The sequence below is a fragment of the Nocardioides fonticola genome (genome assembly GCF_039536805.1).
Taxonomy (GTDB): Bacteria; Actinomycetota; Actinomycetes; order Propionibacteriales; family Nocardioidaceae; genus Nocardioides; species Nocardioides fonticola.
The window spans coordinates 163,373-188,230 of record NZ_BAAAZH010000010.1 but is presented as its reverse complement, the minus strand read 5'-3'; the positions used below and the strand labels follow the sequence as shown (position 1 = coordinate 188,230).

20 protein-coding genes are annotated in these 24,858 nt (G+C 73.2%); 6 read left to right on the top strand and 14 right to left on the bottom strand.

Translation table 11 applies throughout. The features are described from left to right. The first annotated feature begins 9 nt into the window (after positions 1 to 9). Positions 10 to 1,128 (top strand): NAD-dependent epimerase/dehydratase family protein, encoded by a 1,119-nt coding sequence (locus ABD671_RS06140; RefSeq protein WP_344732382.1) that lies wholly within the window; start codon positions 10 to 12, stop codon positions 1,126 to 1,128. 21 nt (positions 1,129 to 1,149) lie between these two features. On the opposite strand, the gene ABD671_RS06135 is transcribed toward ABD671_RS06140, so the two are convergent. The 5 genes from ABD671_RS06135 to ABD671_RS06115 form a co-directional block, all read right to left on the bottom strand. Further along, on the bottom strand, positions 1,150 to 2,067 hold the full coding sequence (locus tag ABD671_RS06135; protein WP_344732381.1) for an aminoglycoside phosphotransferase family protein: 918 nt from the start codon (positions 2,065 to 2,067) through the stop codon (positions 1,150 to 1,152). Between the two features lie 146 nt (positions 2,068 to 2,213). Then, positions 2,214 to 2,708: a GNAT family N-acetyltransferase gene (locus ABD671_RS06130; protein ID WP_344732380.1), complete on the bottom strand. Its 495-nt coding sequence runs from the start codon at positions 2,706 to 2,708 to the stop codon at positions 2,214 to 2,216. A 7-nt stretch (positions 2,709 to 2,715) separates the two neighbouring features. After that, complete coding sequence (gene lepA, locus ABD671_RS06125) at positions 2,716 to 4,662, bottom strand: translation elongation factor 4 (protein WP_425574889.1); 1,947 nt, start codon at positions 4,660 to 4,662, stop codon at positions 2,716 to 2,718. 51 nt (positions 4,663 to 4,713) lie between these two features. Next, entirely contained in the window at positions 4,714 to 5,385 is a 672-nt protein-coding gene (locus ABD671_RS06120) for a response regulator (protein WP_344732378.1), read from the bottom strand. Between the two features lie 2 nt (positions 5,386 to 5,387). Beyond that, a complete protein-coding gene (locus ABD671_RS06115) occupies positions 5,388 to 6,650 on the bottom strand; it encodes a sensor histidine kinase (protein ID WP_344732377.1) in 1,263 nt (420 codons plus the stop codon). Positions 6,651 to 6,794: 144 nt separating this feature from the next. Between ABD671_RS06115 and ABD671_RS06110 the strand changes: the two genes are divergently transcribed. From ABD671_RS06110 to rpsT, 3 genes are all read left to right on the top strand, one after another. Beyond that, a complete protein-coding gene (locus ABD671_RS06110) occupies positions 6,795 to 7,334 on the top strand; it encodes a hypothetical protein (RefSeq protein WP_344732376.1) in 540 nt (179 codons plus the stop codon). Between the two features lie 97 nt (positions 7,335 to 7,431). Then, the gene (locus tag ABD671_RS06105) at positions 7,432 to 8,433 is read left to right on the top strand and encodes a hypothetical protein (RefSeq protein ID WP_344732375.1); all 1,002 of its coding nucleotides are present in this window, start codon (positions 7,432 to 7,434) and stop codon (positions 8,431 to 8,433) included. 111 nt (positions 8,434 to 8,544) lie between these two features. After that, complete coding sequence (rpsT, locus tag ABD671_RS06100) at positions 8,545 to 8,805, top strand: 30S ribosomal protein S20 (RefSeq protein ID WP_344732374.1); 261 nt, start codon at positions 8,545 to 8,547, stop codon at positions 8,803 to 8,805. Positions 8,806 to 8,884: 79 nt separating this feature from the next. Here rpsT and holA read toward each other — a convergent pair whose 3' ends face one another. The 5 genes from holA to leuS form a co-directional block, all read right to left on the bottom strand. Further along, complete coding sequence (gene holA, locus ABD671_RS06095; RefSeq protein WP_344732373.1) at positions 8,885 to 9,892, bottom strand: DNA polymerase III subunit delta; 1,008 nt, start codon at positions 9,890 to 9,892, stop codon at positions 8,885 to 8,887. 33 nt (positions 9,893 to 9,925) lie between these two features. After that, the gene (locus ABD671_RS06090) at positions 9,926 to 12,337 is read right to left on the bottom strand and encodes a ComEC/Rec2 family competence protein (protein ID WP_344732372.1); all 2,412 of its coding nucleotides are present in this window, start codon (positions 12,335 to 12,337) and stop codon (positions 9,926 to 9,928) included. Then, the gene (locus tag ABD671_RS06085; RefSeq protein WP_344732371.1) at positions 12,334 to 13,386 is read right to left on the bottom strand and encodes a helix-hairpin-helix domain-containing protein; all 1,053 of its coding nucleotides are present in this window, start codon (positions 13,384 to 13,386) and stop codon (positions 12,334 to 12,336) included. The genes ABD671_RS06090 and ABD671_RS06085 overlap by 4 nt, the downstream gene beginning before the upstream one ends. 145 nt (positions 13,387 to 13,531) lie before the next feature. Then, positions 13,532 to 14,389 (bottom strand): DegV family protein, encoded by an 858-nt coding sequence (locus ABD671_RS06080; protein ID WP_344732370.1) that lies wholly within the window; start codon positions 14,387 to 14,389, stop codon positions 13,532 to 13,534. Positions 14,390 to 14,396: 7 nt separating this feature from the next. Next, positions 14,397 to 16,883 (bottom strand): leucine--tRNA ligase, encoded by a 2,487-nt coding sequence (leuS, locus tag ABD671_RS06075; RefSeq protein ID WP_425574888.1) that lies wholly within the window; start codon positions 16,881 to 16,883, stop codon positions 14,397 to 14,399. Between the two features lie 188 nt (positions 16,884 to 17,071). On the opposite strand from leuS, the gene ABD671_RS06070 reads away from it, so the two are divergent. Then, positions 17,072 to 17,833 (top strand): SDR family NAD(P)-dependent oxidoreductase, encoded by a 762-nt coding sequence (locus tag ABD671_RS06070; protein WP_344732368.1) that lies wholly within the window; start codon positions 17,072 to 17,074, stop codon positions 17,831 to 17,833. A 107-nt stretch (positions 17,834 to 17,940) separates the two neighbouring features. Here the strand turns inward: ABD671_RS06070 and ABD671_RS06065 are convergent, their stop codons facing one another. The 3 genes from ABD671_RS06065 to ABD671_RS06055 form a co-directional block, all read right to left on the bottom strand. Next, positions 17,941 to 20,043 carry a PhoX family protein gene (locus ABD671_RS06065; RefSeq protein ID WP_344732367.1) on the bottom strand — a complete coding sequence of 701 codons (2,103 nt, stop codon included), beginning with the start codon at positions 20,041 to 20,043 and terminating at the stop codon, positions 17,941 to 17,943. A 135-nt stretch (positions 20,044 to 20,178) separates the two neighbouring features. Beyond that, positions 20,179 to 20,409, bottom strand: a complete 231-nt coding sequence (locus ABD671_RS06060; RefSeq protein ID WP_344732366.1) for a hypothetical protein — start codon at positions 20,407 to 20,409, stop codon at positions 20,179 to 20,181. A gap of 145 nt (positions 20,410 to 20,554) precedes the next feature. Beyond that, positions 20,555 to 21,526 (bottom strand): AraC family transcriptional regulator, encoded by a 972-nt coding sequence (locus tag ABD671_RS06055; protein WP_344732365.1) that lies wholly within the window; start codon positions 21,524 to 21,526, stop codon positions 20,555 to 20,557. Positions 21,527 to 21,576: 50 nt separating this feature from the next. On the opposite strand from ABD671_RS06055, the gene ABD671_RS06050 reads away from it, so the two are divergent. Continuing rightward, positions 21,577 to 23,037, top strand: coding sequence for a flavin-containing monooxygenase (locus tag ABD671_RS06050; RefSeq protein ID WP_344732364.1), 1,461 nt, complete (start codon positions 21,577 to 21,579; stop codon positions 23,035 to 23,037). On the opposite strand, the gene ABD671_RS06045 is transcribed toward ABD671_RS06050, so the two are convergent. After that, complete coding sequence (locus tag ABD671_RS06045; RefSeq protein ID WP_344732363.1) at positions 23,027 to 24,718, bottom strand: acyl-CoA synthetase; 1,692 nt, start codon at positions 24,716 to 24,718, stop codon at positions 23,027 to 23,029. The genes ABD671_RS06050 and ABD671_RS06045 overlap by 11 nt on opposite strands. Positions 24,719 to 24,858: the final 140 nt, after the last annotated feature.

Sequence of the window (24,858 nt, the reverse complement as noted above, 5' to 3'; positions counted from 1 at the left end):
TTTCGGGCCATGGGATCCCTCGCACCTCGCCTGCGCGACCCCGTGCTCGTCACCGGCGCGTTCGGGCTGGTGGGGCGCGCGGTCGTCGAGCGGCTGCTCGCCGACGGCCGCGCCGTCGTCGCCAGCGATCTCGACACCCCCGCCTTCCACCGCTGGGCGCGCCGTCTCGGTCGCCTGCACGGCGAGCGGGGCGCGTTCCGGGCCGACCCCGCCGACCTCACCGACGAGCACCAGACGCGGCACCTCGTCTGGTCGAACCGGCCGCGCGCCGTCGTCCACCTGGCCGCGGTGATCCCCCCGGCCTGCTACCAGCGCCCGGGGCTCGCCCGGCGGGTCAACGTCGAGGCCACCGGCCACCTGGTCGAGGCGGTGGCGGCGGCGTCCGCACCGCCGCGGTTCGTGCTGGCCTCCAGCGTGGCCGTCTACGGCCGCCGCAACCCGCACCGCACCAGCGACCTGCTCACCGCGGCGACGCCGGTGGCGCCGTCCGATCTCTACGGCGAGCACAAGGTCGAGGCCGAGACGCTCGTGCGCGAGCGGCTCGCCTCCTTCGCGGTGCTGCGCCTCGGCGGCGTCCTGAGCGCCGACGTCGGCGGCGCCGGCACCGGGATGGCCTCGATGGACTTCGAGGGCATGCTGCCCACCGACCAGCGCATCACCACCGTCGAGGTGCGCGACGTCGCCCGCGCCTTCGCCGCGGCCGTCGCGCTGCCCGACGACGTCCTCGCCGCGGTGGCCGGGCGCACCTTCCTCATCGGCGGCGACGAGACCCATCGGCTCGTCCAGGGCGCCATCACCCCGGCCATCACCGCCGCGATGGGCCTCGAGGACGCCGTCCCGCCCGGGCGCCCCGGCGACCCCGACGACGACGCCAGCTGGTTCGCCACCGACTGGATGGACACCGCGGAGTCCCAGGCCGTGCTCGACTACCAGCGCATCAGCTGGCCCGACCTGCTCCAGGAGGTGCACGACCGCGCTGGAGCACGCCGCTACGCGTTCCGACTCGCCGCACCGGTGCTGAACGAGGTCATCCGGCGCCGCCCGGCCCGCCTCCGCGCGGTCGGCCGCACGCACGCCGACCCGTGGGGCGACGTCGCGGCCACCTTCGGCTCACCCCGGGAGCACTGAGGGGGCCTCCTCCCCCGGGGCTCAGTCCTGCACGGCCTTCGCGATCGCGAGGCACATCGTCAGCCACGAGGCGGTGTCGAGGCGGCGCATCTCGGCCGCGTCGTCCTCCAGACGCCACAGGGCGTTGACGAGCATCCGCACGATCACCCAGTCGCGAGCGCGGTCCTCCTCCAGGCCGGCCGCGTCGATCACCGCGTGGAAGCGGCGGCGGACGCCGTCGCGCACGTCGCCGGCCAGCTCGTCGAAGCGGTTCCACAGCAGGGGCGCCGGCTCGAAGTGGGGGTCGCCGGACAGCGGCTTGGGGTCGATGGCGCGCCAGCCGCCGGCCGTCGGGTCGGCCAGCACATTGGCGTAGTGCAGGTCGGTGTGCAGCAGTCGACCGTCGGTGGCGGTGTCGGTGGCGAGGTCGCGGGCCAGGTGGGCGGCCTGCTCGACCATCCGCCGCGGGAGCGGCGCCGAGCGCGGGAGAGCGGCCAACCGGGCCGCCCAGTCCTCGCACAGCACGGAGAGCAGACGCAGCTGGGGCGGAGCCGGCAGGTGGAGGCCGCGGTACAGCTCCCCGACCGTCTCGCACGCCGCGACGTCCCACTCCTCGCCGAGATCGCGCGATGCCAGCCGCTCCAGCAGCAGGGCGCCGCGGCGCGGATCGGCCCGTAGCAGCGTCACGGCACCGCGACCGTGCCAGTGCTGCAGCGCCAGCGCCTCGTGCTCGGACTCCTCGTCGACGAACCCGATCTTCAGGACGGCGTCGGCCCGCTCCCGCGTGCGCACCGGGACGACGAGCGCGCAGTACCCGTGGGTCGGCTCGCCGTCGACGACGAGCTCCCACTCCCCCAGCAGATCGCGAAGCAGCCGCGGCACCGACTCCACGAACCCCGCCCACGCCGGACCGCGGGCGGCGATGGCCGTGAACGACGGCGGGAGGGTCACGAGGGCCACGGCGTCATCCCATCACGGGGGTGGTGGGGGCCGTTGGTCTGAGTCACCGGCCGCCCGGTGGCCCCCTACGCCGCTGTCGTTGGTCAGCTGACGTTTCGTACGTCCACCGCCGGACTCATCTCACTGCTGGGACTGGAGTGACGAGCTCAGACCGTCCGGATCCAATGGTCCGGCGGGACGTCGGGGCGGCCGGGCACGGCCTCGGTCGTCTCGACCCAGCCCTCGCCCCAGAGCGCGTCGGCCACCCGCCGCCAGAAGGGTCCGGCGGCGGTGTTGAGGTGCTGGAAGGGGATCTCCCAGCCGCCCGGGTGCCGGCCGATCACCTCGGCCGCGAATCCGAGGCCGACACCGCCGCGGCGCGCGGCCGGGACGACGAAGAAGGCCTGGAGGAGATGCTCGCGTTGCTCACCGGGTCGCACCAGCGCGAAGCCGATCGGGGCGTCGTCACCGGTGTTCGGGTGCGGACGCCACGCCAGGTACCCGTGCCGATCGGGCGCGGGATAGGCGTCGAGCCACTCGTGCCGGTAGCGCCCGTCGGCGTACGGGAAGCCGTCGACGGCCGGCGCGAGGTCGTGCCGGAAGTCCTGCCACAGCCACGCAACGACGTCCCACTGGTCGTCGGCGACGGGCAGTACCTGCACGACGCGCCTACTTCTTGCCGGCCTTCTCCGCGCCGCCGCCCCCGGTGGAGAGCGCGGCCACGAAGGCCTCCTGGGGGACCTCGACGCGCCCGACCATCTTCATGCGCTTCTTGCCCTCCTTCTGCTTCTCCAGCAGCTTGCGCTTACGGGTGATGTCGCCGCCGTAGCACTTCGCGAGGACGTCCTTGCGGATGGCGCGGATGTTCTCGCGCGCGATCACCCGGGCGCCGATGGCGGCCTGGATCGGCACCTCGAACTGCTGGCGCGGGATGAGCTCCTTGAGCTTGCCGGCCATCATCACGCCGTAGGAGTAGGCGGCGTCCTTGTGCACGATCGCGGAGAACGCGTCGACCGGCTCGCCCTGGAGCAGGATGTCGACCTTCACCAGGTCGGCCACCTGCTCACCGGAGCGCTCGTAGTCGAGGGAGGCGTAGCCCTTGGTGCGCGACTTCAGCTGGTCGAAGAAGTCGAAGACGATCTCGCCCATCGGCAGCGTGTAGCGCATCTCGACACGGTCCTCGGACAGGTAGTCCATGCCCTGGAGCGTGCCGCGCTTGGTCTGGCACAGCTCCATGATCGTGCCGATGTAGTCGCTGGGGCTGAGGATCGTGGCCCGGACGACGGGCTCGTGCACCTCGCGGATCTTGCCCTCGGGGAACTCGCTGGGGTTGGTGACCTCGTGCTCGGTGCCGTCCTCCATGACGACGCCGTAGACCACGTTGGGCGCGGTGGAGATGAGGTCGAGACCGAACTCGCGCTCGAGGCGGTCGCGGGTGATCTCCATGTGCAGCAGACCGAGGAAGCCGCAGCGGAAGCCGAAGCCCAGCGCGCCGGAGGTCTCCGGCTCGTAGGTGAGCGCGGCGTCGTTGAGCTGCAGCTTCTCCAGCGCCTCGCGCAGATCGCCGAACTGGTCGCCGTCGATCGGGTAGAGACCGGCGTAGACCATCGGGTTGGGGTGCTTGTACCCGCCGAGCGCCTCGGTGGCGCCGTGGTTCTGAGTGGTGACGGTGTCGCCGACCCGCGACTGGCGCACGTCCTTCACGCCGGTGATGAGGTAGCCGACCTCGCCGACGCCGAGCTCGCCGGCCTTGACCTGCTCGGGGCTGATGACGCCGATCTCGAGCATCTCGTGGGTGGCGTTGGTCGACATCATCTTGATGCGGTCGCGGTGGTTGAGCTTGCCGTCGACGACACGCACGTAGGTGATGACACCGCGGTAGGTGTCGTAGACGGAGTCGAAGATCAGCGCACGCGCCGGCTTGTCGGCGTCGCCCACCGGCGGCGGCGTCTGCTGGACGACGTGGTTGAGCAGCTCCTCGACACCCACGCCGGTCTTCGCGCTGACCCGCAGGACGTCGTCGGGGTCGCAGCCGACGAGTCCGGCCAGCTCGGCGGCGTACTTCTCGGGGTTGGCGCTGGGCAGGTCGATCTTGTTGAGCACCGGGATGATGTGCAGGTCGGCGCCCATCGCCAGGTAGAGGTTCGCCAGGGTCTGCGCCTCGATGCCCTGGGCTGCGTCGACCAGCAGGATCGCGGCCTCGCAGGCCTCGAGGGACCGCGAGACCTCGTAGGTGAAGTCGACGTGGCCCGGGGTGTCGATCATGTTGAGCACGTAGTCGCCGGGCTCGGCGCCCTGCTCGTTGCCCGGCGCGACCCGCCACGGCATGCGCACCGCCTGGCTCTTGATCGTGATGCCGCGCTCGCGCTCGATGTCCATGCGGTCGAGGTACTGGGCCCGCGCGCTGCGCTCGTCGACGACGCCCGTCAGCTGCAGCATGCGGTCGGCCAACGTGGACTTGCCGTGGTCGATGTGGGCGATGATGCAGAAGTTGCGGATGACCGACGGATCGGTGCGGCCGGGCTGGGGTGCGGCCTGGGGCGGGACAGCGGGCACGGAGTGTCTCGGGTCTCTCGATCGGGTGGCGGTGCGGACGTCGTCCGGCCATTCTCCCATCCCCCGGGCCGCGGGCCGAACCGAAGCCGGGAACCGGCGTCAGTCGGGGAGTCAGCCGGCGGGAGCGACCAGACCGCGGTCGAAGGCGTAGACGATGGCCGCGGCGCGGTCGCGCAGGTCGAGCTTGAGGAAGATGCGGCCGATGTGGCTCTTCACCGTGACCTCCGAGATGACCAGGGTCGCGGCGATCTCGCTGTTGGTCAGACCGCGCCCCATCAGCCGCAGCACCTCCAGCTCGCGGGCGGTGAGCTCCTCGACGGCGTCGCTCGCCGCGACCGCGGACGGCGCGGCCCGGTAGGCGCTGAGCACGCGCCCGGTCACCGTGGGATCGAGCAGCGCCTGCCCGGCGGCCACCGCTCGGACGGCGCGCACGAGATCCTCGGCGGGGCTGTCCTTCAGCAGGAACCCGGCGGCTCCGGCGCGCAGGGCGCCGGAGAGCAGCTCGTCGTCGTCGAACGTGGTGAGCACCAGCACCGGCGGCGCCGCGGGGTCGGCCGCGAGCGCGCGGGTGGCGGTGATGCCGTCGACCCGGCGCATCCGCAGGTCCATCACCACCACGTCGGGGGCGTGCGCGGCGACCGCGGCGGCCACCTGGTCGCCGTCCTCGCACTCGCCCACGACCTCGATGCCGTCGCGGCGGCGCAGGATGCGGCGCAGGCCCGAGCGCACGAGCTCCTGGTCGTCGACCAGCAGCACGCGCACCAGCTCCTCCGGCGTCGCCATGCTCACTGCGTCACCACCCGGCGGATCGTCGAGAGCGCCGGCAGCGGGAAGCAGGCCAGCAGCGGTGCCAGGGCGTCGTCCTCGGCCCGCGGGAGCACGACCCGCACGGTCCAGAGCCGTCCCTCGACGCCGGCGGTGAAGCGCGCCCCGATCTGCTCGGCGCGCTCGGCCATGCCGCGCAGCCCCGAGCCGTCGGCGTTGCGGGTCGCGCCGCGGGGCACCGGGTTGCGGATGGTCAGCAGTCCGTGGTCGCTGTCGAGGTCGAGGCGGACCAGGGCCCGCGAGCCGGGCGCGTGCTTGGCGACGTTGGCCAACGACTCCTGCACGATCCGGTAGAGCGCGAGGGACGTCGCCGGTGGGACGTCGTCGCCCGCGCCCTGCGCGTGATCGACCAGCAGGACGACGTCGAGGCCGGCGGCCCGGAAGTCGTCGACGAGCTCGGGGACGTCGGCGAGTCCCGGCAACGAGGCGCGGGCACCGCCGGTCTCGGCCTGACCGAGCAGCCCGACGACCCCGCGGATGTCGTTCATCGCCTGCCGGCCGACCCGCTCGGCGTCGTGGAGGGCTGCGGCGACCTCGGCGGGGTCCTCGCCGTCCTCGAGATCGCGGCGTGCCGCGGTGAGATGGAGCATCGTGACGCTGAGGGAATGGGCGACGAGATCGTGGATCTCCCGCGCGATGCGCTGGCGCTCCTCGAGCGTGGCCTGCCGGGTGCGTTCGGCCTGACTGCGCCGCTCGGCCTCGAAGCGCAGCTGCTGGAAGCGCATGATGAAGCCGACGTCCCACCCGATCACGATGGCCGCCAGCCACACCCCGCTCGCCTCGATCGGCAGGGTGCCGTCGGCGACGAGCACGAGCACCAGCGGGAGCGTGGCGGCCACCGCGAGGCCGCTGCGCAGGAGCGGCAGGCAGGCGCCGAGCTCGCCGGCCATCAGCACGAGCAGCGCCGGGGCGAAGTCGTACTCCACCGGATAGCGGTGCATCAGCAGCAGCGTCGCGCCGCCGGTGAACACCCAGAAAAGGGGCGCCGGAGCGACGCGGCCGAGGGAGGAGACCGACCACGGGAGCAGCGCGACCAGCACGAGCGCGGCCGCGGCCGGCATGTCGGCCAGCGGCCGTTGCAGGACGACGACGAGCGCGGAACCGCCCAGCACACTGTGGATGAGCAGCGGGATCCACAGCGGGAACGCCGGGTACCCGTTCGCGACCCACCGGTCGTGGGTCGCGGCCACCTGCAGGGTGACGCGCATCAGCAGGGCACGCACGGTGCTCAGCGTAGGGCGAGGTGACCGGCTGCACATCCGACTCCGGGCGGAGCGGGCCGCTGCGCGCTCCGCCCCTGGGAGGGTCGCCAGGACCCGACCACCGGTGGCAGCCCGGCGGGTGGCCGGATCCCTAGCGTCGTCGTCATGACGACCGCACCCTCCCCCACCTGGCAGCGCGTCCACCTCCGCTCCGCCGGGGTGCGCGACCTGCTCGACGACCTCGACGCACGGATCGCCGCCGGAGAACCCGCCCACGCCGTCCGCATCGACCGGGTGCCGGAGGGCTACGACGACCTCGACGACCTCCTCGTCCAGGTCTACGGCACCTGGATCCGCCGCCTGCAGGCCCGGCTGGAGCAGGCCTGGGAGCTCGACGTCCCGCTCACCGACGTCGGCCCCGAGCACGCCGCAGCCGCGGCCTGGGCGACGACCGCCCGCGAACTCCCGGGTGCCCGCGCCCTCCTCGACGCCTACGCCGACCGCCCGGCCCTGCGCCGCCTGCGGGCCTCGGAGGAGAACTGGATGGCGCTGACGACCGGGATCGACGGCGCGACCCTCATCGACATCGCCCGCGCCGGCGTCGCCCGCACCCCCGCAGCGACGCCCGCTCCGGACGCCGTCCCGGCCCGGCTGAGCTTGCGCGAGCGGCTGGGCCGCGAGCTGCGCGCGCTGCGCATCGCCTGATCCCGCGCCGACCTCCCCGGCCCTCCCGATACCCCCACCCGACGCCCGCCCGGATACCGAGTTGTCCGGGCGGGCGTCGGCGCGTCACAGTGCGCGGGTGGCAGGACACATCCCTCACGGCAACACGGCCCGGCGGCTCCAGTGGAGCTTCCTGCCGCCCGCGCTGCGTCGGGCGATCGAGCAGCAGTGCGGCGCCCCGATCGTCGAGGCGATCTCCTGCGACGCCGGCTTCACCCCGGGGCTCGCCTCGGTGCTCATCGACGCCGACGGCGGGCGCCACTTCGTCAAGGCGGCCTCGGTGCAGGCGCAACGGATCTTCGCCGAGGCCTACCGGGAGGAGGCCCGCAAGCTGCGCGGCCTCCCCGAGGGCGCACCGGCGCCCCGTCTGCTCTGGACCCTCGGGGTCGGCCCCGACGGCGGACCGGCCACCGACGGCTGGGACGACTGGGTGGTGCTCGGCATCGAGTACGTCGAGGCCCGCCAGCCCCAGCGCCCCTGGCGGCAGGACGACGTGAACGCCGTCCTGGCGATGCTGACCGCCACCGCCCCGCACCTCGCCACGGCCCCCGACGTGCTCGGCCTGACCCCGGTCGGGCGGGAGTTCGCCGACTGGCCGGCCTTCTGGGAGCGCCCCGCCCTGGCCGCCCTCCCCCACGCCGCCGAGGCGGCGGAGCTCGCGGCCGGCTTCGCCGAGGCGACGGCCGGCGAGGCGATCGTCCACACCGACATCCGCGACGACAACCTGCTGCTCTGCGACGACGGCCGGGTGCTGCTGTGCGACTGGAACTGGCCGGTCGCCGGGGCACCGTGGATCGACAGCGTGCTGCTGCTCATCGGCCCGCGCGGCGACGGGCTCGACGTCGAGCCGCTGCTCGCCGCCCACCCGCTCACTGCGGACGTGCCGCCGGCCCACATCGACGCCTGGCTGGCGCTGGTCACCGGCTACTTCCTCGCGATGGCCGCCGAGGCGGTCCCGCCGACCTCGCCCCACATCCGGGTCGCCCAGCGCTGGCAGGGCGAGGTGTGCTGGTCGTGGTTGGCCGAGCGCCGCGGCTGGACGTCCGCCGTCGTGGCCGACGGGGTCTCCGGCGCCCGCTGAGGATTTGAGGCCGGACGACGCGCACTGTTAACCTCGTGCGTCGCGCGGCGGCTGCCTGCGCCGACCCACAGACTTCCGCTCCGCATCCGATTTCGATCCGAAGGCACATCAGTGGCGAACATCAAGTCCCAGATCAAGCGCAACAAGCAGAACGAGAAGCGCCACGAGCGCAACAAGGCGGTCAAGACCGGCCTCAAGTCGGCGATCCGCAAGTTCCGCGAGGCCGCCGAGGCCGGGGACAAGGAGACCGCTGTCGCGCTCGGCCGCGACGCGGCCAAGAAGCTCGACAAGGCCGCCTCCAAGGGCGTCATCCACAAGAACCAGGCCGCCAACCGCAAGTCGGCCATCGCGAAGAAGGCCGCGTCCCTCTGACGGACGCCCCACGCGTGCGAACGCCCCGACCGCACCGGTCGGGGCGTTCTGCTGTTCCGGGCCCTTCACCGGCGCGCGGTCAGCGTGACTCGCGCAGCCCCGCGATCGTGAGCACGAGACGCTCCAGGGTGTAGGAGGCGTCGCTGGCGGCGCCCTTCACGTCGGCGTCGGCGCGCGCCACGGCCCGCACCGCCGCGGCGAGACCGGCCGGGCTCCAGCCACGGGACTGCTCGCGCAGGGTGCGCAGCTTCCAGGGCGGGACGCCGACCTCGCGGGCCAGGTCGGCGTCGCGCATGCCGCGCGGTACGCCCTGGAGACGGGCGAGGCCGCGGGCGCTGCCGGCGAACGCCGAGGTGACCAGGACCGCCGCGGTGCCGCCGTCGAGCGCCCAGCGCAGCTCCTCGAGGGCGCGCTGGCGGTGCCCGGAGAAGGCGGCGTCGGCGACGGCGAAGGACTTCGCCTCGGCCCGCCCGCCGAAGTAGCGCTGCACCTTCTCGACCGTGAGCGCCTCGCCCGGGAAGTCGTGGGCCAACTGGTCGGCGGCCGCCGCGAGGGAGCGGAGATCCTGGCCGACCGCCTGCACGAGGAACGAGGCGGCCTCGGGGTCGATACGTCCCCCGTGCAGCCGGACCTCGGCTCCGACGAAGGAGGGGAACTCCGAGGCCTTGAGCTCCTCGGACTTCCACTCGACCACCGTGGGCAGCTTGCGCAGCTTGTTCAACGTGCCGCTGCCCTTGACGCCACCGCCGTGCACCAGCACGAGCGCGACATCGTCGGCCGGGGCGCCGGCGTAGTCGAGGATGCCCTCGACCGACTCCTCCGGGAGGTTCTCCAGGGCCCGCACCACGACGCAGCGCGTGGTGGAGAAGAGGGACGGCGCGGCGAGCTCGCCCAGCGTGGCGAGGCTGAGCTCGGCGGCGAGGGTCTCGGCCAGCTCGGCGTCGGCGTCGTACTCGCGGATCGCCCGCCGTGCCGCCTGGACCGAGCGCTCGTTGAAGAACTCCTCCTTGCCGGTGACCAGGACGACCCGACCGAGCAGGTCGGCTGCCCGAGGGCCGTTCGCGGTGCGGGAGGAGGTCTGCGCCATGGTGGGGCCAGCCTGTCACAACCCGCCGACGATTCACGGCCGGGTGACCGCCGTGGCGACGCCGTCGCGCTGGGTGATCGCCACGGCTCCGTCGCGGTCGGTGCGGAACACCAGCGTGCCGTCGCCCTCCAGCGCCTCGACCGTGGAGGCGGCCGGATGCCCGTAGTCGTTGTCGGCGCCCACGCTGATCACGGCGACCCGCGCCTGGAGCGAGGCGAGCCAGCCGAGGTCCTGGTAGCGGCTGCCGTGATGCGGCACCTTCAGGACGTCGACCCGCAGCCCCGGCGTCGCCCGGGCGAGCTGGGCCTGACCGTCGGGTTCGAGATCCCCGGTGAGCAGCACGCGCAACCCGCGGGTCACCGCGAGCAGGACGACGCTCGCGTTGTTGGCCGTGCTGCCGTCGCCCGGCCCTGGATGCGGTGGGCCGGGCTGCGGCCACATCGAGGTGAAGTCGATCCCGTCGGTGCGCCAGTGCTGGCCGCCGGTGAGGGTGTGCAGAGGGATCGCGTCGGCGGCGGCGATCGCCTCGACGTCGTCGACCGCTCCCGGTGGGTCGAGCAGGGTCGTGACGAGGATGCCCCCCACGGCCCGCCCGTCGACGGCCCCGGCCAGGCCGTCGACGTGATCGGCGTGGAAGTGGGTGAGCACGAGGAGCTCGATGCGCCGGATCCCGAGCTCGCCCAGACAGCGGTCGATCGCCCGCGGATCCGGCCCGACGTCGACCACCACCGCACTCCCCGGACGGTCTCCGCGCAGCACCAGGCCGTCGCCCTGCCCGACGTCGCAGGCCACCAGCACCCAGCCCGACGGCGGCCAGCCGGGCGTGGGCGGCCGGACCAGCACGACCACCACGAGCGCGAGTGCGACCGCGGCTCCCCGGACGCGGGTCGAGACCAGGCGAGGTCCGGCGACCGCGACGGCCCCACACACGAGCACCAGCACGGTGAGCGCCGCGGGACCACTGCGCCAGTCCAGCGCCGCCATCGGCAGATCGGCACCGTGGCGGGCCACGACGACGATCCACGCGACGCACCAGCTCGCGAGGGTGCCGAGCAGCCCACCGGCCCAGGGCCACACCAACTGGACGAGCCCGCCGGCCAGGCCGATCACCGTGGCCGGCCCGACCACCGGGGCCACCAGCAGGTTCGCCCCGACGGCCACCAGGCTCACCTGGCCCGACAGTGCCGCGACGATCGGGGTGCAGGCCACCTGGGCGGCGACCGGCACCGCGATCGCCTCCGCCACCCAGCGGGGCAGCCAGCGACCCAACGCCTCGCACCAGGCCGGAGCGAGCAGCAGGATGCCGGCGGTCGCGAGCACCGAGAGGGCGAAGCCGGCCGAGACCGCGAGCCGCGGATCGAGGAGCAGCAGGACGACGATCGCGACCCCGAGCGCCCGTGGTCCGCGCCGCCGGGCGTCGGGCCCGAAGGCGACCAGGGCGACCGCTCCCATGACCGCCGCCCGCAGCACGCTGGGCTCGGTACGGGCCAGCACCACGAACGCGGCGATGGTGAGAGCACCGAGGAGCAGCGACCACCGCCCCCGCACGCCGATCAGTCGGGCCAGCGTGAGCATCGCCGCGAGCAGCAGTGTGAGGTTGGTGCCGGAGACGGCGAGCAGGTGGGTGAGGCCGGTGGTGCGGAAGTCGGCCGCGAGATCCTGCGGCACCGAGGCATCGTCACCGTCGACCAGGGCGGGCACCAGCCCGGCCTGCTCGGGCGGTCGATCGGCGACCGAGGCGCGCAGCGCTGCGCGGACGTGGGCCGAGACCCGCCACCAGACATCGGGCGCGGCCACCACCTGCGGCGGGCCACGGGGATCAACGAGGGCGGCGGCGTCGCCGTCGGCAGGTGCCAACCGGCCTCGCACCTCGACGGTGGACCCCACTGCGACCCCGCTCCAGGCGGCGTCGCCGAGTACCACCACCGGCGCCCGCACCCGCCAGCGCCGACGGTCGGCCTCGAGGGTCCGCACCTGGGCGCGCACGACGACGATGTCGCCGAACCGACCCGTCACCCGGTGGGGGTCGTCGGTGACCACCAGGCGCAGCGAGGCGGAGGCGCGTCGTGCGGCGAGGTCGGCGACCGGCCCCCGGCCGACGTCCTCGGAGCGGAGGACGGCGATCAGCAGCACGGTGGCGGCGACAGCCACCACGGCGACGGCGGTCGTGGCGGTGATGCCGGGAGCGGCGCTGATGGCGGGGCCGGTGGTGGCGCTGACGCGACCGCGGGCGCGCGACCGCACCACCGCCGCCGCGCAGGCCGCCAGGACGACGCCGCCGAGGGCGAGCCCGGCGAGGGCCGCGCCGCGAGCGGCCACGGCGAGCCCGGTGAGCGCTCCGGCCCAGGCGCCGATCGCGAGCAGCGGAGCCCGCAGGTCGAGCCGAGCGGCCGGGGCGGCAGGATCGGCAGAGTCGGCAGGATCGCCGTCCGCGGAGGCCCTCACACCGTCACCCAGGGCCGGATCTGCGCCAACGTCGCCTCACCGATGCCGTCGACGTCGAGCAGTTCGTCGACGGAGGCGAAGCCTCCGTGCTCGGTGCGGTAGGCGATGATCGCCTGCGCCGTGACCGGGCCGACCTCGGGGAGCGCCTCCAGCGCGGCGGCGTCGGCGGTGTTGAGGTCGACGAGGTGATCGGGCGCCGGAGCGGCCGCCGCCGATCCCGACACCGGCGGCTGCGCTCCCGATGCCGGCTCCCCCCGAACGCCCACCAGGATCTGCTCGCCGTCGACCAGCACCCGGGCGAGGTTGAGGCTGGTCAGGTCGACGCCCGCGCGAGCCCCGCCCGCCGCCTCCAGCGCGTCGACCACCCGCGACCCCGCGGGCAGCACGGCGATGCCCGGACGGCGCACCCGCCCCGCGACGTCGACCGTCACCTCGGCGGGAGCGACCGACGGCGCGGCGCTGGGGACCGCGGAGACCGCCCCGGCCGAGGCGGACGGGAGCGGATCGCCCGGAACCGCCGCGCCGACCGGACTCGGCGCGGGCACGGGGACGGCGCTGGGCCGGGCGCGCACCAGGAACCAGCAGGTGAGCCCGAGGCCGAGGGCGAGCACGAGGGCCACGGTGGTCAGCCCGCCGGGCGAGAGCGCGAGCCGACCGCGCAGCGTGTCGGGGACGGCGACCTCGGCGACGCGAGCCCAGACCGACTCACCCGCGCGTCGCGAAGCGTGGCGCCCGGGCACCGCCAGCGACGGCGGCGCCCCGACCGGCGCCCCGATCGGCGTCCCGACCGGCAGGTCCGGCACGCTGATCGGGTCGAGCGCGTCGTCGGCATCAGGCTCGACCGGCGTCTCGCCCCGCACCCGCGTGGTGCCTCCCCACCAGGTGGCCGGCCCGGGGACGACGACAGGGGCGTCGTCCTCCGTCGGGGCGGGAGCGGTCGCGGCGTCGCCGTCGGAGGCGGGCGACCAGGTGCCGTTGAGCTCCGCGCGCAGAAGGGCCAGCCGCCGATCGACGGCCGCCTGGTGATCGGTCGAGACCCGAGCTCGCATACCTCGACGCTAGGGACGCCGCAGGGTGCTGGGCACCCGCCGGCTGCGATCTGGGGAGGACCAGCGCGGCGCCCCCGCCTGTGGAGGATTCGTGGCCTCGCCACACGAGCCCCGGGCAGGACTCAGGTCAGGACTCAGGCAGGAATCAGGGCACCGGCGCGACGCAGACCGCGATCATCCCCGGCCCCACATGGGCGCCGAGCACGGCGCCGAGCTCGCCCGCGGCGACCTCGCCGACGACCTGCTCCCCCAGCCGTTCGCTCAGCCGCGCGGCCAGATCGGCGGCCCGGTCGGGGTTCGCCAGGTGCGCGACGCTGACCTCGACCCGCTGCTCGCCCGCCGCTTGGACGGCGAGGTCCTCCAACCGCGCGAGCGCCCGGCCGGTGGTGCGCACCCGCTCCAGCGAGCCGACCTTCCCGTCGGTGATCTGCAGCAGCGGCTTCACCGCGAGCGCACCGCCGAACAGCGCTGCCGCGGCCCCGATGCGGCCGCCGCGGCGCAGGTACTCCAGCGTGTCGACGTAGAAGAGCGAGAGGCTGGCGGCGGCCCGGTCGCGCGCTGCCGCCGCGACCGCCTCGACGTCTCCTCCGGCAGCGGCCACCGCCGCTGCCGAGAGGGCGGCGTACCCGGTGGCGATGCCCACCTGGCGGCTGTCGACGACCGCGACGGGCAGCGGTGCCCGGCGGGCGGCGACCTGCGCCGACTCCACGGTGCCGCTCATCTCCCCCGACAGGTGCACCGAGACGACCGCCTCGTAGCCCTGCGCCGCGAGCTCCTCGTAGCGGGCCAGCAGCAGCTCGGGCGAGGGCCGCGAGGTCGACACCGGCGTCCACGCCCGCAGGGCGGCCGCCACGAGTTCGGGGGTCGCCTCGGGGGCACCCTCGTCGTAGGCGCTCGCGCCGATGATCACCTGGAGCGGCACCACGACGACACCGTGCTCCGCGGCCAGCTCCGCAGGGAGGCTGGCCGTGGAGTCGGTGACGACGGCGACGCGCTGGCTCACCGGCCGGTCACACCACGATGTTGACGAGCTTGGGGGCGCGCACGATGACCTTGCGCACCGGCCGGCCGTCGATGGCGCGGACGACGTCGGCGTCGGCCAGCGCGAGGGCCTCCAGGTCGGCTTCGGCGATGTCGGGGGCGACCTCGAGCCGCGCCTTCACCTTGCCCTGGATCTGGACGACGGCGGTGACCGACTCCTCCACGAGCAGGGCCTCGTCGACGGTCGGCCAGCCCACCCGGGCGACGGTCGGCTCGTGTCCCAGCCGCTCCCACATCTCCTCGGCGGTGTACGGAGCCACCAGCGAGAGCAGGATCGCGACGGCCTCGGTGGCCTCGCGCACCGCGGGGTCGGCCGGCCCGCAGCCGGAGTCGATGGCCTTGCGGGTGGCGTTGACCAGCTCCATGGTGCGCGCGACGACGACGTTGAACCGGTAGCTCTCGATGAGCTGGGCCGCGTCGTGCAGGGTGCGGTGGGTGACCCGGCGCAGGGCGACGTCGCCCTCGGCGACCGGAGCACCCGGGTGCGAGGTCACGTCGCCGGCCAGCCGCCAGGCCCGCTGCAGGAACTTCAGCGACCCGGCCGGCGAGACGTCGGCCCAGTCGATGTTGTCCTCCGGCGGGCTGGCGAAGATCAACGTCAGCCGGACGGCGTCGACGCCGAACTCGGCGAGCTGGTCGCCCAGGTTGACGCCGTTGCCCAGCGACTTGCTCATCTTGCGGCCGTTGTTGATGACCTTGCCCTGGGAGAGGTACGCCGAGAACGGCTCGTCCCAGTCGATGAGGCCGGCGTCGCGCAGCACCTTGGTGAAGAACCGCGCGTACAGCAGGTGCAGGACGGCGTGCTCGTCGCCGCCGATGTAGAGGTCGATCGGCCCCCACGCCTTCGCCAGCGCGCTGTCGAAGGCCTGGGTCTCGTCGTTCGGCGAGAGGAACCGCAGGAAGTACCACGAGGAGTCCACGAAGGTGTCCATCGTGTCGGTGTCGCGGGTGGCGGGGCCACCGCACGTCGGGCAGGCGACGTTCACCCACTCCGTCGCCGCGCCGAGCGGGGAGGTGCCCTTGGGCTTGAGGTCTGCGCCGCGCAGGTCGGGCAGGGTGACGGGCAGCTGGTCGTCGGGCACCGGCACCTCGCCGCACGTGGCGCAGTGGATGATCGGGATCGGCGCGCCCCAGTAGCGCTGACGGCTCAGCAGCCAGTCGCGCAGCCGGAAGTTGACGGTGCCGGTGCCGTGCTCGCCGGCCTCGAGCAGCTCGATGACGGCCCGGATGCCGGCCGCCTTCTCGCTCAGGCCGTTCAGCGGCCCGGAGTTCACGTAGGTGCCGTTGCCGGTGGTGGCGACGCCGGAGACGGCGGGGTCGTCGTCGCCGGTGTCGACGACCATGCGCACCGGCAGGTCCATCGCGCGGGCGAAGTCGAGGTCGCGCTGGTCGTGCGCGGGCACGGCCATGATCGCGCCGGTGCCGTAGTCGGCCAGCACGTAGTCGCTGGCCCAGATGGGCAGCTGCTCGCCGTTGACCGGGTTGGTGGCGTGGACGCCGAGGAACACGCCGGTCTTGGGCCGGTCGGTGGCCAGCCGGTCGATGTCGGAGGCCTTGCGCACCTCGGTCAGGTAGGCCTCCAGGGCGGGCCGCTGCTCGTCGGTGACGAGGGACGCCGCCAGCTTGGCGTCGGCGGCCACCACCATGAAGGTCGCGCCCCACAGCGTGTCGGGGCGGGTGGTGAAGACGGTGACCGGGTCGTGGCCCTCGACGGCGAAGCTGACGTGGGCGCCCTCGGAGCGGCCGATCCAGTTGCGCTGCGCGTTGACGACCTTGTCGATCCAGGTGGGCTGCAGCTCGTCCAGGCAGTCGTAGAGCTCCTGGGCGTAGGCCGTGGTGCGGAAGTACCACTGGGTCAGCTCGCGCTTGGTGACCTCGGCGCCGCAGCGCTCGCAGGTGCCGTCGGCCAAAACCTGCTCGTTGGCCAGCACGGTCTGGTCCTGCGGGCACCAGTTGACCGGCGAGTTCTTGCGGTAGGCCAGGCCGCGCTCGTGGAAGCGCAGGAACAGCCACTGCGTCCACCGGTAGTACTCGGGGTCGGAGGTGTGCAGCCGCCGGGTCCAGTCGAAGCTGGTGCCGTAGCGCTGCATCGAGGCGAACTGGGTCTCGATGTTGGCGTAGGTGTAGGTGGCCGGGTGGGTGTCGTTGCGGATCGCGGCGTTCTCGGCCGGCAGCCCGAAGGAGTCCCAGCCCATCGGGTTGAGCACCTCGTAGCCGCGCTGCCACCAGTAGCGGGAGATCACGTCGTGGATCGCGAAGACCTCCGCGTGCCCCATGTGCAGGTCGCCGCTGGGGTAGGGGAACATCGTGAGCGCGTACTTCTTCTCCCGCTCCCCCGCCAGCACGGCGTCGTCGTCGGCGCGGAAGGGCTCGAGCCGCTCCCACACCGGCAGCCACTTCTCCTCGACCGCCTTGACGTCGTAACTCTCGCTGGCCTGCGTCTCGCTCATCGTCATCTCTCTTGCGCCTGGGGGACCCCGCCCCGCTCCGTCCGCCCGCGGTGCGGGCATGAAAAAGCCCCTCGCGCAGAGGGGCGGCCGCGTCGTGTCCGGCTGGGCCGGTGAGGACGACGCGGCTAGATAAGGAGCAGGGTCCGATGCATGGCGGCATGATACCGCTCCCGCGCGTGGCTACAGTGCGGGCCATGACCCTCACCGACCTGTTCCGGCTCGACGGCAAGGTCGCCGTCGTCACCGGCGCCTCCAGCGGCCTCGGGGTCGCCTTCGCCCAGGGCCTCGCCGAGGCCGGTGCCGACGTCGTCCTCGGCGCCCGCCGCGCCGACCGGCTCACCGAGACCGCGGCCCTGGTCGAGGCGGCCGGACGCCGCGCGCTGTGCGTCGAGACCGACGTCGCCGATCCGGCCGCGTGCCAGCGGATCATCGACCTGGCGATGGAGGAGTTCGGCCGCGTCGACGTGCTGGTCAACAACGCCGGCATCGGCACCGCGGTGCCCGCGACCCGCGAGACCGTCGAGCAGTTCACCCAGGTCATCGACGTCAACCTCAACGGCTGCTACTGGATGGCCCAGGCGTGCGGGCGCGTGATGGCGCCGGGGTCGAGCATCATCAACATCTCCTCGGTGCTCGGCATCACCACGGCCGGCCTGCCGCAGGCCGCCTACGCCGCCTCGAAGGCGGGCCTCATCGGACTCACCCGCGACCTGGCCCAGCAGTGGACCGGACGCAAGGGCATCCGGGTCAACGCGATCGCGCCGGGCTTCTTCGCCTCCGAGATGACCGAGCAGTACCCGCCGGGCTACCTGGAGAGCCAGCAGCAGCGCATCCCCGCGGGCCGCAAGGGCGACCCGCGCGAACTGGCCGCCACCGTCGTCTTCCTGGCCTCGGACGCCGCCGGCTACATCACCGGGCAGACCCTGCCGGTCGACGGCGGCATGACGATCACCTGACGCCACCCGCCCGCCCTTCCCGCACACGCGCCGCGGCCCCGGATCCTCCTCGGATCCGGGGCCGCGGTCGTCGTGCTGGGTGGTGCAGGGTGGTGCAGGTCGGCCGATCAGCGCTTGCGGAAGGCGACGCAGACCGCCGGACGCGGGAAGTCGTCGCTGTGCGGCCAGGTGCTGGTCGGCGTCTCGAACGTGGCGGTGTCGCTCTCACCGGGGTGCTGGACGGCGAAGAACAGCGACCGGTTGTTGTCGGTGATGAACGGGCCGCAGGTCTCGGCGTTCTTCGGCATGGTCACGAACTGCTGCACCTGGCCGCGGTTCGCGCCCTCGACGGCGACCCGGAAGAGGCCGTCGTTGGAGCCGAGCACGTTGCCGTCGGTGGCGATCCACAGGTTGCCGAGCGAGTCGAAGGCGACGTTGTCGGGGCAGCTGATGGGGCTGACCTTGGACTTGTCGAAGCCCGCGAAGTAGGTCTCGGGCGCCGACGGGTCGCCGCAGACCAGCATGAGGTCCCACCCGAACGTCGTGGCCGTGTGGTCGTCGCCGTCGGCGGTGAGCTCGAGGATGTAGCCGTTGCGGTTGCCGCTGGCCGAGGTCAGGGGCTGACCGAGGGCCGAGCGCACCATCGAGGTCGACAGCGGGTTGGCCTCGTCGACCGGCGTGGTCGCGTTGCCGCGGTTGGAGTTGTTGGTCAGGGCCGCGTAGACCTTGCCGTTGACCGGGTTGATGTCGACGTCCTCGGGACGGTCCATCTTCGTGGGGCCGACCTTGTCGGCGGCGAGGCGGGTGAAGATGAGGACGTCGTTGACGCTCATCCCGTCGACGAACGACTGGGTGTCGCTGGTCAGCGGGATCCACTGACCGGTGCCGTCGTACTTGCTGTCCGCGGTGCCGTTGCCGGTGAACTTCGCGACGTAGAGCGTGCCCTTGTCGAGGAGCAGCTTGTTCTTGGCGCGCGCCTTGGCGGTGTTCGCGGGGTCGAAGGTGCCGGCCGAGACGAACTTGTACATGTAGTCGCCGCGCTCGTCGTCGCCCATGTAGACCACGACGCGCTTGTCCTTGGCGATGACGACGTTCGCGCCCTCGTGCTTGAAGCGGCCGAGCATCGTGTGCTTCTTCGGCGCCTCGTTGGGCTTGAGCGGGTCGACCTCGACGATCCAGCCGAAGCGGTGCACCTCGTGGGGCTCGATCGAGAGGTCGAAGCGCGAGTCGATCTCGCTCCAGCCGCGCGAACCCGAACCGGTGATGCCGTAGCGGGCGTACTGGGCGGTGTAGCGGGAGTCGAGGCTGCCGGACTTGTCGAAGTAGCCGTTGAAGTTCTCCTCGCCCGAGAGCACCGTGCCCCAGGGGGTGAGACCGCCGGCGCAGTTGGCGAAGGTGCCCTTCACGATCGCACCGAACTTGTCCTGCTTGGTCTTCAGGCGCTCGTCGCCGACGGCGGGGCCGGTGAGCTGGAAGGGCGTGGTGGCGGTGATGCGCCGGTTGTAGACGGCCTTCGACAGGTCGCTCGACTGCGCCCAGGAACCGGGCACGAGACCGCGGGTGATCTGGACGACGGACATGCCGTGGTAGGCCATCGAGAGCTGCTTGATCTGCGCCGAGGTGTACTTCCCGGTCGGGTACATCATGTTCTCGTTGGTGTACTCGTGGTTGCACACGAGCAGCGCCTCGGTGGCGCTCTTGCCCAGCGGCAGGACGCCGACGTAGTCGTTGTTGTAGCCGAACTGCTTGGCAGCGGCCTCCGGCGTCTGCTGGTAGACGTCGAACTCCGGGGCGTCGGCGAGCACCGGGTCGCCCCACCGCATGACCACGTCGTGGTCGAAGCCGTCGGCCACGACGACCGCGTCGCGCTTGTTCGGGGCGACGGGCTTGAACTCGACCTTCGCGAGGTCGTCGGTGCCGGCCACCCGGGCAGCGCCGCCGCGGGCGACGGTCGGCGCGCTCTCGGCGGCGGCGGCCGCGCGCGGGTCGAGTGCGAGACCGGTGGCGACCACGGCACCGAGGCCCGCGGCGCCGGTGAACAGGGTGCGGCGCTTGAGCGCGTGGCCCACCTCGTCGCGGATGTGGTTGTTCTCGCTGGTGTTCGGCTCGGGGTGGTCGCAGGCGTTGGCGCACCGGAAGTGACAGGTGGCGTAGCTGCGGGAGCCGTGTCGCAGGCCGGGGCCGACCTCGACGAGCGGCAGGGTGCGACGGGACTCGGGGGCGAGGGTCATGCGGTGATCTCCGATGGTCGTGCGTGCGGGGTGATGAGGCGGTGCTGCGGTGATGCTGTGGTGATGCTGTGGCGGTGCTGCGGGCCGGTGAGGAGACCCGGGAACGGAGTCGGCCGCCGGCTCGGGCGGCCGGGCTCAGCGGCCCGGCTGGGCGCTGCCGCTGATGGCGGATCCGGCGACGCCGTCCGCGCCGGCCGGGACGGGCGCGACGTCGGAGGCCGGCACCGGATCACCGGAGACGATCGCGCCGAACGCGAGCGAGGCGAGCGCGAGGCCGAGCATCGCCAGGACGCCGTCGCGCCGGTCGTGGCGGGCCGGGCGCGGGACGGCGAGCGACCGCGTTGCGGGCAGCACGATCTGGGACATGCCGGAGTTCCTTCCGGGCGGGGGCACGGGGCCCCGCGGACTTCGAACGTGCCCAACCGACCAGTCGCCGGTGAACAGGCGCCCCCACCCAGGTGTCACGTCGGTGAGCGGTGGCGGACGACTCGTCAGCTGTCGCCGGCTGTCGTCAGCGGCCGGTCGGCGTCCGACCGGTCCAGCGGCGGTGGGCGCGGATGAACGTGGTCGCGTCGGCGTACCCGAGGCGCCGGGCGACCTCCTGCACCGGGAGGGCGAGCGGCGGGGCCAGCAGGGCGCCGGCGAGGTCGGCCCGCACGTCGTCGAGCAGCGCCTGGTAGGCCACCCCCTCCGCGGCCAGACGTCGGCGCAGCGTGCGCTCGCTCCACCCCAGCGCAGCGGCGACCGCGGCGGCGGGCGCGCCGTCGGGGAGCAGTTGAGCGAGGACGACGCGCACCTCGCGCTCGGCGTCCCCGGCCCGGCGGCGCCGCGAGGCCAGGTCGCGGCACAGCGATTCGGCGGTGTCGCGGTCCAGGGCGCCGGCGTCGCGCAGCGGCAGCGCAAGGTCGGCCGCGGGGAACCTCAGCAGCGCCTCCCCGGGGCCGACCGTCAGCCGCGCCCGCACATCGGGCACGAGTTCGCGCAGCACGCAGGCGATGGCCGTGGCATCGCGCGCCACCACGAACGTCCGGACGTCGGCGGGCACGTGGGCGCCGTCCACGACGACCTCGACGGCGTCGTCGCGCGCGGTCGTCCTCGGGAGGGTGAAGACGTGGCTGAGGTCGAGGTAGCGCAGCGTCAGGTCGGCCAGGTCGAAGAGGGTGCGCGAGGTCGCCAGGGCGTAGCCGAAGGCCCCGAAGGTGGCGGCGCGGTAGCGGGCGCCGACGGCGGCGCCGGCGTGCGGCCGGCGTGCGTGCAGGTTGCGGATCACCCGCAGCTCCTGGGCGGCCGTGACCTCGCCCGGGCGCAGGTCGGGGCTCGTCCAGGTCTCGAGCAGGCCGGTGCCGTCCAGCAGGTCGCCGAGCCCGATGCCCTCCTCGACGCCGAACGCGACGAGCAGGGCCACGCCCTCCACCGAGCGGGGGAAGCCCGCGCGCACCGCAGGGTCGGGCGCCGCCGGCAGGCGGGGTGGAACCGAGGACATGTCCGGAATTGTCGATGATCGCGGGGTCGACGCGCACTACCGTCCTCGACGTGGAACCTCGTGTCGTCATCATCGGAGCCGGCTTCGGCGGGCTGGGCACCGCCCGCGCACTGCTGCAGCGCGGCATCACCGACATCACCGTGCTCGAGCGCGCGGACGACGTCGGCGGGGTCTGGCGCGACAACACCTATCCGAACGCCGCCTGCGACGTCCCCTCGCCGCTCTACTCGTGGTCGTGGGCGCCGAAGCTCGACTGGCAGCGCCGCTACGGCACGCAGCCGGAGATCCTCGACTACATCCGCGAGACCGCCGCCCACGAGGGGCTCCTCGAGCACGTGCGTCTCGGCGTCGAGGTGGCCACCGCCGACTTCGACGAGGACACCGCCACCTGGACCGTCACCGCCACCGACGGTGCGACGTGGAGCGCCGACCTCGTCGTCTTCGCCACCGGCCAGCTCTCCAACCCGATCATCCCGAACATCCCCGGCGAGCTCGACGGCCCGACCTTCCACTCCGCGCAGTGGAACCACGACGTCGACCTGCGCGGCAAGAAGGTGGCCGTCATCGGCACCGGTGCCAGCGCGATCCAGTTCGTGCCGGGCATCGCCGACGACGCCGCGCAGATCACGATCTTCCAGCGCTCGGCGCCCTACGTCGTCCCGAAGCCCGACCAGGCCTACCGGCCGCTGCACCACCAGCTCTTCTCCCGGTTCCCGGCGCTGATGGCGGCCGAGCGGGGGTCGTGGTTCTGGCTGACCGAGCGCTTCAACGCCTCCCTCACCGGCGACTCCCCCATCAGCGGACCGTTCCTCAAGACCCTCGAGACCGCCTGGCGGGCGAACCTGCGCGCCACGATCAAGGACGCCGCACTGCGGGCCAAGCTCCAGCCGGACTACCCGCTGGGCTGCAAGCGGCTGCTGTTCTCCAACGAGTGGTACCCGACCCTGGCGCGCGACCACGTCGACGTCGTCACCGACGCCGTCGCGGCGATCGAGGCCGACGGCGTCCGCACCGCCACCGGCGAGCTGTACGAGGCCGACGTCCTCATCTGGGGCACCGGGTTCGCCGCCACCGACTTCCTGCGCGGCATCGAGGTCTCCGGCCCCGGCGGGAAGCTCGCCGACACCTGGACCGAGGGCGCGCACGCCCACCTCGGCATCACGGTGCCGGGCTTCCCGAACCTCGCGATCGTCTACGGCCCCAACACCAACCTCGGCGGCAGCTCGATCATCAAGATGCTCGAGGGCCAGGCCACCTACATCGCCGAGCTGGCCGAGGCGCTCGCTCAGGAGCGGGTGCGCACGTTCGAGCCGCGCGCCGACGTGGCGACCTCATGGGACGACCAGATGCAGCGCCGCCTGGCGCACGGCGTGTGGTCGGGATGCAGCAGCTGGTACGTCGAGAAGACGCCCGGCGGCGGCCAGCGCATCACCACCAACTGGCCCGGTCAGGTCGCCGAGTACGTCGAGCGCACCGCGAGCGTCGACTGGGCCGAACTCGTCACGACGTGACGGACTCGACCGCCCCCGGCACCCCCTGCGTCTCGAGGGTCTCCAGCGCGCGGGCCTTGGCCCACCGGTAGTCGGCCTTGCCCGAGGGCGACCGCTCGACCAGCGGCACCCGGACGACGGCCTTCGGCAGCTTGTAGCGCGCCACGTGCTCGGCGGCGGCGGCCACGAGGTCGTCGTCGCTGGCCTCGGCGCCCTCGGCGAGCTGGACGACGGCCACCGGCTCGCTCCCCCACCGCTCGGAGGGGCGCCCGACCACGACGACGTCGCGGACGGCGGGGTGAGTGGCGAGCGCCCGCTCGACCTCCTCGACGAAGATCTTCTCCCCGCCGGAGTTGATGGTGACGCCGTCGCGCCCCAGCAGACGGATCGCGCCGTCGGCCAGCAGGTCGGCGCGGTCGCCGGGGATCGAGTAGCGCACGCCGTCGATGACCGGGAAGGTGCGCGCGGTCTTCTCGGCGTCCCCGAGATAGCCCAGCGGCACCCGGCCGCGCTGGGCGAGCCAGCCGCCGCCCTCGCCGGGCTCGAGGGTGCGGGTCATCAGGTCGTCGACGACCGTGGTGGTGGGCACCGGGGTGAAGGTGGCGGTGGCCGCCTCCATGCCCTTGAGCGACATCGAGCTCAGCTGGAGTCCCGTCTCCGAGGACCCGGCGGCATCGAGGATGATCAGGTGCGGCAGCAGCTCGAGCAGGGTGTCGCGCACGGACGGCGTCAGCGGGGCCGAGCCGTTGTTGATCGCCGCCAGCCCGGAGAGGTCGTGGCGACCGGTGCGGATCTCGTCGATGATCGGGCGCGCCATGGCGTCGCCCACGATCGGCAGGCTGATGCAGCGCTCGCGGACCGCGGTGGTCAGCACGTCGCCGGCGTCGAAGCTGCGCACGTCGTGGGGCAGCACGACCGCTCCGCCGTTGGTGATCAGATGGAAGGTCGACCACTGGGCGGCGCCGTGCATGAAGGGCAGCGCCATGAGCGTGCGCATGCCGCCCTGCGCGGCCACGGCCGCCGCCGCGATCTGCTCGTAGGAGGTGAACGGCTCGTTGGTGCCGAACGGCGTGCCACCCATCGAGGTCACGTAGATGTCGTCGTTGCGCCACAGCACGCCCTTGGGCATGCCGGTGGTGCCGCCGGTGTAGAGCACGAAGAGGTCGTCGCCGCTCGGCTCGGGCATCCCGGCGGACGGCGCCGGCGTGGCGACGGCGTCCTCGTAGGCGACGGCGCCGTCGAGCAGCGGGTGGCCGGAGTCGTCGGCGACCTGCACCAGCACCCGCAGGTCGGGGAGCTCGGCGCGGATGCGGGCGACCGCGGGGGCGAACTCGGCGTGGTAGATCAGCGCGGTCGTGCGAGCGTCGCGCAGCAGGTAGCGCAGTTCGTCGTCGACGTAGCGGTAGTTGACGTTGAAGGGCGCGACCCGGGCCCGGTAGCCGGCGATCATGCCCTCGAGGTACTCGTTGCCGTTGCGCAGGTAGAGCCCGAGGTGGTCCTGGCCGGACTCGTGACCGGCCAGCGTGCTGCGCTCGGCGTGCACGCCGAGACCGGCGGCGACGAGGAAGTGCGCGAGACCTTGCACGCGCTGCTCCATCTCCGCATAGGTCAGCCGGCGCTCGCGCCAGACCAGCACCTCCTGATCGGGCACCGCGGCCGCGACGGTGGAGAAGACGGTGGAGAGGTTGAAGCCGTCGCGCATGGGTCCGCCTGAGTCCGTGGATACGAGAACGTGTTCTGGTTCCGGATGCTAGCGCGGAGTGATCCGCGCCACACCCGATCAACGCTCGCAGATGCGGCGGGGTTCCCGGACGCCGTATAGGTTGACCCGGACAACCAAGT

Excerpts from the sequence above, each read along its gene's own strand:
- ABD671_RS06060 (WP_344732366.1), bottom strand. The coding sequence starts at position 20,409 with ATGTCCCAGATCGTGCTGCCCGCAACGCGGTCGCTCGCCGTCCCGCGC.
- leuS (WP_425574888.1), bottom strand. The coding sequence starts at position 16,883 with ATGACGATGAGCGAGACGCAGGCCAGCGAGAGTTACGACGTCAAGGCG.
- ABD671_RS06140 (WP_344732382.1), top strand. The coding sequence starts at position 10 with ATGGGATCCCTCGCACCTCGCCTGCGCGACCCCGTGCTCGTCACCGGC.
- lepA (WP_425574889.1), bottom strand. The coding sequence starts at position 4,662 with ATGGGAGAATGGCCGGACGACGTCCGCACCGCCACCCGATCGAGAGAC.
- ABD671_RS06045 (WP_344732363.1), bottom strand. The coding sequence starts at position 24,718 with ATGCGCGACGGCTTCAACCTCTCCACCGTCTTCTCCACCGTCGCGGCC.
- ABD671_RS06110 (WP_344732376.1), top strand. The coding sequence starts at position 6,795 with ATGACGACCGCACCCTCCCCCACCTGGCAGCGCGTCCACCTCCGCTCC.
- ABD671_RS06065 (WP_344732367.1), bottom strand. The coding sequence starts at position 20,043 with ATGACCCTCGCCCCCGAGTCCCGTCGCACCCTGCCGCTCGTCGAGGTC.
- ABD671_RS06070 (WP_344732368.1), top strand. The coding sequence starts at position 17,072 with ATGACCCTCACCGACCTGTTCCGGCTCGACGGCAAGGTCGCCGTCGTC.
- ABD671_RS06085 (WP_344732371.1), bottom strand. The coding sequence starts at position 13,386 with ATGCGAGCTCGGGTCTCGACCGATCACCAGGCGGCCGTCGATCGGCGG.
- holA (WP_344732373.1), bottom strand. The coding sequence starts at position 9,892 with ATGGCGCAGACCTCCTCCCGCACCGCGAACGGCCCTCGGGCAGCCGAC.
- ABD671_RS06120 (WP_344732378.1), bottom strand. The coding sequence starts at position 5,385 with ATGGCGACGCCGGAGGAGCTGGTGCGCGTGCTGCTGGTCGACGACCAG.
- ABD671_RS06055 (WP_344732365.1), bottom strand. The coding sequence starts at position 21,526 with ATGTCCTCGGTTCCACCCCGCCTGCCGGCGGCGCCCGACCCTGCGGTG.